The following is a 9,032-nucleotide window of genomic DNA, read 5'->3' as shown; positions in this document are numbered from 1 at the left end:
CCCCCGCCCCGCCCCGCGCCGCCCCGCGTCGGCGATCTTGCAGTTACTGCCCCGGTGATGCCGGATTCGCCCCGTTATCGAGGGGCCACAACTGCAAGATCGCGCACGGGGGGGTCGCGGTGCGGAGATCTTGGTACGAAGGGGGCCCTGGGAGGGCCGTTTCGTACCAAGATCTTGACTTCGGAGGGCTGCGGGCTGTCCGGAATGTTCGGTATGGGGGTTTGTAACGGTTTGGGGTTAACGGGTCATTGAGGGGGTTGGAGAGTTTTCTACCCACATATCGTGACCAGTTGCGATTCGGGCTCGTTGCCCAAGACGTGGGGGTTGCACTCAGAGACGCAGGGCGGTCGGTGACCAGCTGGTGCCGACGCCACACCATCGGCGGTGACGGAGCGGTGGCAGCCGTCCGTCGCGGACTGCGGCAGGGCGAGCCGGGAACGCTCAGCCGCGAACAGGAACTCGAACTCATCGACGTGCTCCGGGGCGTCCACCCCGACGAGTTCGGCCTCGACGAGGAGCTGTGGACACGGCAGAGCCTGACCGCTCTCATCGAGCGGCGGTTCGGGCTGGCGATGGACGCCGGCACCGTCGGGGCGTACCTCCGGGCCTGGGGTCTCGGGCCGCGCGAGCCGCGCGAGCGGGCCTGCGGCCTGTGCGTCGGCGCGGTCGAGCGCTGGGTACGCAGCGAGTACCCGGCAATCACGCGGGCGGCCCAGGAGCACGCCGCGGAGGTCTACTGGATCGGCCGGGTACGTCTGCGCGGCACCATGCCCGCCGCCGACGTGGTCTCGGCGGTGTCCTCGCGGGGGCGGGTGCGGTTCATGGTGACCACGCCGTCGGTGGACCCGCCGCTGCCCCGGGACTTCGTGCTGCGGCTCAGCGGCGCCGAGGAGCGCACCGTGCACCTGATCGTGGACGGCTCGTGGCCGCGCAACGAGTGGCCCCGCCGGCTGCCCCGCCGGGTCGTGCTGCACCCGCTGCCGAGCTGCGGTCGCGCCGTCGCCGCGGCCTGATCCGACGAAGATCGACTCGCGGGGGTACCGATTCGGTGATCCGGGAGGGGGTTTGCTACTCTTCTCGGGTCGCTGAGCCCCCGTAGCTCAGGGGATAGAGCACCGCCCTCCGGAGGCGGGAGCGCAGGTTCGAATCCTGCCGGGGGCACCTCACAGAAGACCTTCACGAGCCCGACAGCCACCTTGGCTGCCGGGCTCGTTCCGTTTCCGGGCGAGCCGGCCTCCTTGACCACCGACCCGCTGCTTTACTACGTTACTAGTAAAGCAGCGAGGAGCATCGTGTTCGTCTTCCGGCTCGACACCCACTCCGGCGTGCCGCCGTACCTGCAGCTCGTCCAGCAGGTCCGCCAGGCGGTGCTGCTGGGCTTCCTCCAGCCCGGTGACCGCCTGCCGCTCATCCGCGAGGTGGTCGAGGACCTGGCGATCAATCCGAACACCGTGGCCAAGGCGTACCGGCAGATGGAGCAGGAGAACCTGGTCACCGGCCGGCCCGGCCAGGGCACGTTCGTCACCGCGCAGCAGTCGGCCGCGATGTCGGCGTCCACGTACACGTCGCTGCGCCGCGGCCTGGAGACCTGGTTGCGCCGCGCCTACGCGGCCGGCCTCGACGAGCAGGCGGTGGACGCGCTCTTCACCTCCGTCCACCAGCAGACCAGGAACGAGGACGTGGCGTGACAGCGACCGGGTTGGCGCTACGCACCGACGGTGTGGGCAAGCGGTACCGGAAGGGCTGGGCGCTGCGCGACTGCACCCTGGCCCTGCCTGCGGGCGGCGTGATCGCCCTGGTCGGGCCGAACGGCGCGGGCAAGACCACGCTGCTGCGCATGGTCGTCGGGTTGCTGGCACCGAGCACCGGCACGGTGGAGGTCCTCGGCCGGGACGTCACTGCGAGCACCCCGCAGACCCTGTCCCGGGTCGGGTTCCTGGCCCAGGACCACCCGCTGTACAAGCGCTTCACCGTCGCCGAGATGCTCCGCTTCGGCCGGGCCTGCAACCTGCGGTTCGACCAGGGGCTGGCCGAGCGCCGGCTGGCGAAGCTGGGCATCCCGCTCGACCGCAGGGCCGGTTCGCTCTCCGGCGGGCAGCAGGCCCAGGTCGCGTTGGCTCTGGCCCTGGCGAAGCGGCCGGAGCTGCTCGTCCTCGACGAGCCGGTGGCCAGCCTCGACCCGCTGGCCCGGCACGAGTTCCTCCAGGTCCTCATGGGCGCGGTGGCCGAGGGCGGGGTGACAGTCCTGTTCTCCTCCCACGTCGTGCACGAGCTGGAGCGCGTCTGCGACCACCTGGTCGTGCTCAACCAGGGCCGGGTCACGCTCGCCGGTGACATCGACACCCTCCTCGCCGAGCACCGGCTGCTCGTCGGCCCGCGCACGGCCAACGACCTCGACCGGGCCGCCGCCGTCGTGGAGGCCGTCCACAGCGACCGGCACACGACCCTGCTGGTACGCGACGGCGGTATCCCGGCCGCGCCGGGATGGCAGGCCCGGCCGGTCGCGCTGGAGGACCTGGTGCTGGCGTACCTGCGCCGGCCGTCCGAGCCGAGCGCCGGTGTCCCGTCGGGGGTGGCGGCGTGACGTGGTTGATCTGGCGCCAGCACCGGACCGAGGTCTGCGTCCTGGGCCTGCTCGTCGGCGTGTTCGGCATCGCCCTGCTCGTGCTCGGGACGCAGGCCCACGACCTGTTCCCCGGCGGTCCCGCCCGCTGTGCGGGAGAGGCAGGTGTCGGCGACGCCTGCGCGGCCTCCTTCCGCCGGCTCGACGACGAGTACGGGTACGTCGAGAACCTCCTGGCGGCCTTCTATCTGGTCCCCGTCGTCATCGGTGCGTTCCTCGGTGCGCCGCTGCTCGCGCGCGAGCTGGAGGACGGCACCTGGCAGCTCGCCTGGACCCAGGCCGTGCCGCGGATGCGCTGGCTGGCGGCCAAGCTCGTGGCGCTGGCCGGCGTCACAGTCCTGCTCACCGGGATGTTCACCGCGGTGCTCACCTGGTTCCGTCAGCCGTTCGACGCGTGGGAGGGGCGGTTCCAGTACGACGCCTTCGACCTGGAGGGGCTTGTGCCGGTGGCGTACGCGCTGTTCGCGTTCGGCGTGGCCACCGCGGCGGGGGCGATCCTGCGGCGCAGCCTGCCCGCGTTCGGCGTCGCGTTCGGGGCGTTCCTCGCCGCCCGGATGTCGGTCGCGCTGCTGGCCCGCCCCGCGTACGCCACGCCGCTCACGGCCATGGAGCCGGTCCCCGCCGGCGGCGCGACGGACCAGGCGGGGCACCGCTTCGTGCCCGGTGTCGCCGACTGGGTGATCGAACGCGGCTACGCGGACGCCACCGGGCACAGGCTGAGCAGCGTCGAGTACTACGAGCTGGAGGACGCCGCCAACCGGGCCGGCGCCAACGTCAACCAGTTCCTGCACGCGCGGGGCATCCAGCAGTTCGGGGTCTACCACCCGGCCGACCGGTTCTGGACGTTCCAGCTCATCGAGGCGGCAGTGTTCGTCGCCGTCGCGGCGATCCTGGTCGGTGTGGTGGTGTGGCGGGTCCGGCGCCGCGTGCTCTAGTGAGCCACCCTCACCTTTGTCCCCCGATTCGCGGATGGACCGGTCGTGAGCTGGCTAACCTCGCGGTGAACGGGTCGAACCACAGCACCTGCGAAGGTGAGCCAGTTGCCCGAGACGCCGTTGACCAACCGTCCCAAGATGCACACGGGCGTTCCCTCCTCGCTGACCACCACGCAACGGTGGGTCCTGCGCGGCATCGCCGTCGCCGACGCCCCCTGCGGCCTGTGGTTCCTCGAAGCGGTGGCCACACGCACCGGCACCGCACCGGACGAGCCGGTCGACGCGACGGTGGAGGAGCTGATCTCGCGCGGGTTCCTCGTCGACACCGCCGCCGGGCTGCGGCTGGCCTCGATCGCGCTGCGCGACGACGTCCTGCGGGACACCCCGCCGTCGGTACGCCAGGCGTTGCGCGAGGCGGCGGCCGAGGTGCTCGCCGACGCCGGGCGCCCGGCCCAGGCGGCCCGGCAGCTCCTCCGGGTGCTCCCGGCGGTGAGCCGGTCCGCCCGGGCGCTCGCCGCGCGGCTGGCCGGCGACCCGGCGGTCGGCCCGAGCCTCGCCGCGGACCTGCTGCTGGCCACCCCCGCGCCCGGCCCGGCCGACGAGCGCCTGGCCCGGCTGGTCGACGTGGCCGACAACCTCTACCTGGCCGGCCGGGTGGACGAGACGCTGCGGATGCTGCACCGGGAGGTCGCCGCCGACCGGTACGGGCCACGGCAGCGGACGAAGCTGCTCGGGCGGCTCGGCGCCTACTACGCGACGCAGCGTCCCTCGCTGTCCCTGACGTACCTCGGGCAGGCGCTCAACCAGGAGCTGGACGCCGCCGGGCGGAGCTGGACGCTCACCATGCTGGCGTCGCTGGCGGCCCGGTTCGGGCACCCGGACGCCGCGGAGCTGGTGGCGGCGGCGGAGCGGGCCCACGAACGCAGCCCCTCCCCCGGCGGCGGTATCCGCCTGGCCCTGGCGCACGCGTCCCGGGCCACCGCGGCCGGCGATCTGCCCCGCGCCGCGCGGATCCTGCGGGAGGTGGACGCGGGCGAGCCCACCGCCCGCACCCAGGCGGTCTTCCTGCGCGTCGACCGGGTGGCGAACCAGATCGCGCTCGGCCGGTACGTCGACGCGGCGACCGCGCTCGACAGCGTCTCCGCGGAGATCGACACGCTCGGCACGGTGGGGCAGCCGCTGGTGACCGCGTTGGACTGCGTCCTGCGGCTGACCACCGGTGAGCTGGCCGAGGCCGAGGTCCGGGCCCGGCTCGCGTTGACCGAACGCGGTGGCGCCCTGCCGGCGCAGGCGCGGGTGGACCTGCTCGCCACGGTCGTGGAGGTGCTGCTGCGCCGGGGTGAGGTGGCCGCGGCCCGGGATCTGATGGCCGACGAACGTCCCGCGGTGGGCTGGCCCGACGACATGCAGTGGTTCCGGCTCGGCTGCGCCGCCGCGGGCGATCCGGAACCGGGCCGGCACGCCGCGCTCCTGAGGGCCGCCTTCGCCATGCCGGACCGCTCGACGGCTCCCCTGCTGCTGGTGCCGCACCACGGCCCGCGACTGGTTCGCGCGGCGCTGGCGCTCGGCGACCGGCAGCGGGCCGGGATCCTCGCCGACCACCTGAAGCGGGCCGCCGGCATGACCAACAACGCGCTCTGGCGCGGGGTGGCGCACCAGGCCGACGGGCTGCTGACCGGCGATCCGGCGGCGCTGCGCGCGGCGGTACGGCTGCTCCGCACCACCTCCGCCCGGCCGGCCCTGGCCGACGCGCTGCACGACCTGGCGCGGTCGCCCGGGCTGCCGCCAGCGGAGGTGGCCGGCCTGCTCGCCGAGTGCGCCGCGATGTACACCCGGATGGGTGCCGGCGGGACACGGGAGCACGACGGCCCGGCGGGCGACGAGGTCTGCCGTCCGGCCGTGGCCGCGCTGACGCCCGCCGAGGTACGGGTGGCCGAACTGCTCGCGGTCGGCATGACGAAGCAGGAGGCGGCCCGGGACCTGTTCGTCTCGTTCCACACCGTCGACACCCACCTGCGGTCGATCTACGCGAAGCTCGGTGTGCACAACCGGGTGGAGCTGGCGCTGGTCTGGGAGTCGCGGGACGAAGGCTGAGCGCGGACGCCACGACCCTGTGGCGTCCGCGCTCAGCACCGCGTCCTCAGTGCCGTTGCAGCGGGCTCTTCGTCTTCGGAAGCGCCTCGACCAGCTCGCGCGGCACGTTGATCGTGTCGGCGACCACCTCCGGCGGGATGTTCGCCAGCCACTGCGCGAGCGACACGTCCTCGAACTTCGCGGTCCGGAACAGCTCCAGGTAGACGAAGGGCTTGTCGCCGATGTTCTCGATGTAGTGGCCCATGGAGATCGGCACGTAGCCCACGTCGCCGGTCTCCATGTTGTAGGTACGGGCCGTGGCGTGGTTGGCGAAGACGCCCATCCGCCCCTTGCCCGAGATGACGTACTGCATCTCCGCGCCGTTGGGATGCCAGTGCAGTTCCCGCATCGCGCCGGGCTCGATCTCCACCAGCGCGGCGGTGGTGGTGACCGCCGCGGCGAAGTTGCTCGAGTCGGCGATCCGTACGCTGCCGCCCTCGAACTTCTCCGGCGTCTGGGCGAGCAGGCTGTGCTTGAACGTGCGGGGCACGTCGCCGGTCGGACTGAAGACCCGGTCCTCGGCCAGCGGCGGCGGCACCTGCCCCGGGAAGATGTACCGCTCGGACTCCGCCGGGAAGTTCGCCATCTGCTGCATGGTCCAGCCGAAGTTCTTGGCGATGACCTCCCGCGGCACGTGCGCGAAGAAGTCGGTCACCTGGAACGTCCCGTCCTCGGAGTAGCACCCGTCGTCGAAGACGAGCAGGAACTCGACGCCCTCCTCGAACGCCTGGATGTGGTGCGGAATGCCGGCCGGGAAATACCAGAGGTCACCCGCCTTGACGTCCTCCAGGAAGTTGCGTCCCTCCTGGTCCACGGCCGCGATCCGGCAACTGCCGGACAGGATGAAGGCCCACTCGGACTGGATGTGCCAGTGCAGTTCCCGGTAGGCGCCGGGATCGAGCTTCATGTTCACGATTGCCAGGTCGTGGGCGATCGGCAGCAGGCGGTTCGTGACCTCCCGGGTCCAGCCGCCGCTCTCCCGGCGGGTGTGCGCCAGCGAGAACGGGAACACCAGGTTCGGCATGAGGCCGTGGTCGGTCGACGGCGGGTTCACCAGGTCCGGGTGGGTGTCGTCGATCGCCGGGTTGCGCGGGACCGTACCGACCATCGCGGTGTCCTTCGGCGGATTCTTGCCGACGGGGTCAGTGGATCTGGGCATGACGGATGTCCTTCCGGGTGAGGGCCGCCGACTCGGCGGCCCGGGACGGGACGAACAACGCCCGCAGGTGTTCCGGGCTCTGAAAGGCCACCGCGAGCGGAATCGCGACACAGAGGAACAGCGACGCCGCGATGCTCCAGACCGGAGCATCCGTGGCGACTCCGGCGACGGCCAGGGCCGCGATCGAATAGAACGTGACGCGGATTCTGGCGACGGGGAGCACGAACATGCGCTCGGCCTCCTTCGGCTTCGAGTCTCGCCGTCGAGACGCAATTGCGATGCTGCCGAATCGGATCCCCCCGGTGAATAACGCGATCGCGCCATTCACCGGAACGGGCGGGAAACCCTTTTCCCGGCACTTCCGCGCACCGCACGCCGCACCGGTTTCACGGGTACAACGAAGGGTAGGGAGGGCGATGTCCAACAACGCGGAGGATCGCTGGCGGGTGGGGGAATACGACTTCCACGTACCGTTTCTGGCACTCGCGCTCGCCACCGGCCTCGCCGGTGTTGTCGACGCATTCTCGTTCCTCAAGTACAAGGTGTTCGTGGGTATCCAGACCGGCAATGTGGCGTTCGTCGGAATGGGTGCCGCCGATCACTTTCCGCCCTGGCCGGCCGCGGTGGCGTCGCTTGTCGCGTTCGGCCTCGGCGGCCTGCTCGGCGCCGGGATCCGCCGCCTGCGCCCGGCCGGCCCGCTCACCCCGCCGGGCATGGAACTGCTCGCCATGCTGGCGCTGCTCGTGCTCTGGGGCCTGGTGGACCGCTCCCTCGACTCGGGGCGCGACTCGCTGACCGAGCGCACGATCCTGACCGCGCTGCTGGCGTTCCCGGTCGGCATCCTCGGCGGGTTGATCGTCCGCACGTTCGGCGTGCAGACCGCCACGTCGTACCAGACCGGCACCGTGCTGCGCACCACGAAGGGCATCGCCGACTGGGTGTTCGAACCGGAGGGCCGCAGCGCGGCCGGGCGGCTCGCCGCGACCGGCCTGCTCTGCCTGGTCAGCTACGCGATCGGCGGGTTCGTCGGCGCGGCCACCGAGACCCGCCCGATCTGGACGATGATCATCACCTGGGCCCTGGCCGTGGTGCTGATCGCGCTCACCTGGGGCAAGCGCCCGCCGGCGACGGCGACCCGGCGCCGCTGACGCGGACCGGCGTCACCCGGCCTCGCGGCGGGCCTTGGCGCGGCGTTTGCCCTCGTGCATCGCCTGGACCCGGGCCACCGGGATGGTCCGCCCCTGCTCGACCAGCTCCGTTGGCAGGCGCTGCGGCGCGGGCAGCGCCTCCGCCCAGGGATCCCGGTCGCCCAGCAGCGCGGGCACGGTCCGCACGGTGAAGTCGGCCGGGCTCGCGCTCTCCAGGTCGGTCCAGCCCACCGGGTACGACACCGGGGTGCCGGGCCGGATCCGAGGGCTGTAGGCGGCCACCACAGTCGCCCCGTACGCGCGGGTGGAGTCGACGAAGACGCGGCCGCCGCGGTCGGCGACGATGAACGCGGTGGTCGCGGCCGCCGGGTCGAGCCGTTCGGTACGGGCGGCGAGCGCCCGGGTCGCCGCGGCGGCCTCCTCGGCCGTGGTGGCGGGGTCGACCGGCACGATCACGTGCAGCCCCTTCGCCCCGCTCGTCTTCACCGCGCCGGCCAGCCCGGCGTCGGCGAGCGCCTGCCGCACCAGCAGCGCGACCCGCACCACGGCGCCGAACGCGTCCCCCTCCGGCGGGTCCAGGTCGAGCACCAGGTGGGTCGGATGCTCGGGCTGCCCGGCGCGGGCGAGCGTCGGGTGGTACTCCACCGCCCGCTGGTTGGCGAACCAGAGCAGCGTCCGCCGGTCGTCGCAGAGGGCGTACGAGATCCGCCGGTGCGACGCCTCCGCCCAGACCTCGGTGCGGCGCACCCAGTCGGGCGTGTACTTCGGCAGGTTCTTCTGCATGAACGGCTCCTGGCCGGGCCGCACCCGCAGCACCGACAGCGGCCGGTCGCGCAGTTCCGGCAGGATCCGGTCGCTCATCGCGTCGAGGTAGTCGACCAGGTCGCGTTTGGTCGCCCCGGCGCCGTCGAACAGCGGCTGGTCGAGGTTGGTCAGCGACACTCCGGCCCGGGTCTCGTCGGCGGCACCCATCGGACCACCATCCCGGGCCGGGCCCGGCTCGGCAACCCCGACACGGTGCCCGGCGCGCCTCG

Annotated in this window: 9 protein-coding genes and 1 tRNA gene; 7 read left to right on the top strand and 3 right to left on the bottom strand. The window is 72.5% G+C overall.

Annotation, left to right across the window (positions count from 1 at the left end; all coding sequences use genetic code 11):
• The first annotated feature begins 317 nt into the window (after positions 1-317).
• The 6 genes from EAD96_RS08305 (at position 318) to EAD96_RS08280 (ending at position 5,652) form a co-directional block, all read left to right on the top strand.
• A complete protein-coding gene (locus tag EAD96_RS08305; RefSeq protein WP_026267749.1) occupies positions 318-1,013 on the top strand; it encodes a winged helix-turn-helix domain-containing protein in 696 nt (231 codons plus the stop codon).
• Between the two features lie 76 nt (positions 1,014-1,089).
• A tRNA-Arg gene (locus EAD96_RS08300) sits at positions 1,090-1,161 on the top strand.
• 131 nt (positions 1,162-1,292) lie between these two features.
• Positions 1,293-1,688 (top strand): GntR family transcriptional regulator, encoded by a 396-nt coding sequence (locus EAD96_RS08295; RefSeq protein WP_121683824.1) that lies wholly within the window; start codon positions 1,293-1,295, stop codon positions 1,686-1,688.
• A complete protein-coding gene (locus tag EAD96_RS08290) occupies positions 1,685-2,584 on the top strand; it encodes an ABC transporter ATP-binding protein (RefSeq protein ID WP_121683823.1) in 900 nt (299 codons plus the stop codon). The genes EAD96_RS08295 and EAD96_RS08290 overlap by 4 nt, the downstream gene beginning before the upstream one ends.
• Positions 2,581-3,558, top strand: a complete 978-nt coding sequence (locus EAD96_RS08285) for an ABC transporter permease subunit (protein ID WP_121683822.1) — start codon at positions 2,581-2,583, stop codon at positions 3,556-3,558. The genes EAD96_RS08290 and EAD96_RS08285 overlap by 4 nt, the downstream gene beginning before the upstream one ends.
• Positions 3,559-3,696: 138 nt before the next feature.
• A complete protein-coding gene (locus EAD96_RS08280) occupies positions 3,697-5,652 on the top strand; it encodes a LuxR family transcriptional regulator (protein ID WP_233585548.1) in 1,956 nt (651 codons plus the stop codon).
• A 46-nt stretch (positions 5,653-5,698) separates the two neighbouring features.
• On the opposite strand, the gene EAD96_RS08275 is transcribed toward EAD96_RS08280, so the two are convergent.
• Together EAD96_RS08275 and EAD96_RS08270 are read right to left on the bottom strand one after the other, a co-directional pair.
• Entirely contained in the window at positions 5,699-6,850 is a 1,152-nt protein-coding gene (locus EAD96_RS08275; RefSeq protein ID WP_233585546.1) for a cupin domain-containing protein, read from the bottom strand.
• On the bottom strand, positions 6,834-7,079 hold the full coding sequence (locus EAD96_RS08270) for a hypothetical protein (protein WP_121683833.1): 246 nt from the start codon (positions 7,077-7,079) through the stop codon (positions 6,834-6,836). The genes EAD96_RS08275 and EAD96_RS08270 overlap by 17 nt, the downstream gene beginning before the upstream one ends.
• Before the next feature lie 187 nt (positions 7,080-7,266).
• On the opposite strand from EAD96_RS08270, the gene EAD96_RS08265 reads away from it, so the two are divergent.
• Positions 7,267-7,998 (top strand): DUF1275 family protein, encoded by a 732-nt coding sequence (locus EAD96_RS08265; protein WP_121683819.1) that lies wholly within the window; start codon positions 7,267-7,269, stop codon positions 7,996-7,998.
• Positions 7,999-8,010: 12 nt separating this feature from the next.
• Here the strand turns inward: EAD96_RS08265 and ligD are convergent, their stop codons facing one another.
• On the bottom strand, positions 8,011-8,970 hold the full coding sequence (gene ligD / locus EAD96_RS08260) for a non-homologous end-joining DNA ligase (RefSeq protein ID WP_121683818.1): 960 nt from the start codon (positions 8,968-8,970) through the stop codon (positions 8,011-8,013).
• Positions 8,971-9,032: the final 62 nt, after the last annotated feature.

The organism is Micromonospora sp. BL1, from assembly GCF_003667485.1.
Classification (GTDB): Bacteria; Actinomycetota; Actinomycetes; order Mycobacteriales; family Micromonosporaceae; genus Micromonospora; species Micromonospora tulbaghiae.
Note: the sequence above shows the minus strand (reverse complement) of the source record. Positions and strands in the feature narration are given on the sequence as shown.

Coding starts and splice junctions, on each gene's coding strand:
- EAD96_RS08280 (WP_233585548.1), top strand. CDS start 3,697: ATGCACACGGGCGTTCCCTCCTCGCTGACCACCACGCAACGGTGGGTC.
- EAD96_RS08275 (WP_233585546.1), bottom strand. CDS start 6,850: ATGCCCAGATCCACTGACCCCGTCGGCAAGAATCCGCCGAAGGACACC.
- EAD96_RS08270 (WP_121683833.1), bottom strand. CDS start 7,079: ATGTTCGTGCTCCCCGTCGCCAGAATCCGCGTCACGTTCTATTCGATC.
- EAD96_RS08265 (WP_121683819.1), top strand. CDS start 7,267: ATGTCCAACAACGCGGAGGATCGCTGGCGGGTGGGGGAATACGACTTC.
- ligD (WP_121683818.1), bottom strand. CDS start 8,970: ATGGGTGCCGCCGACGAGACCCGGGCCGGAGTGTCGCTGACCAACCTC.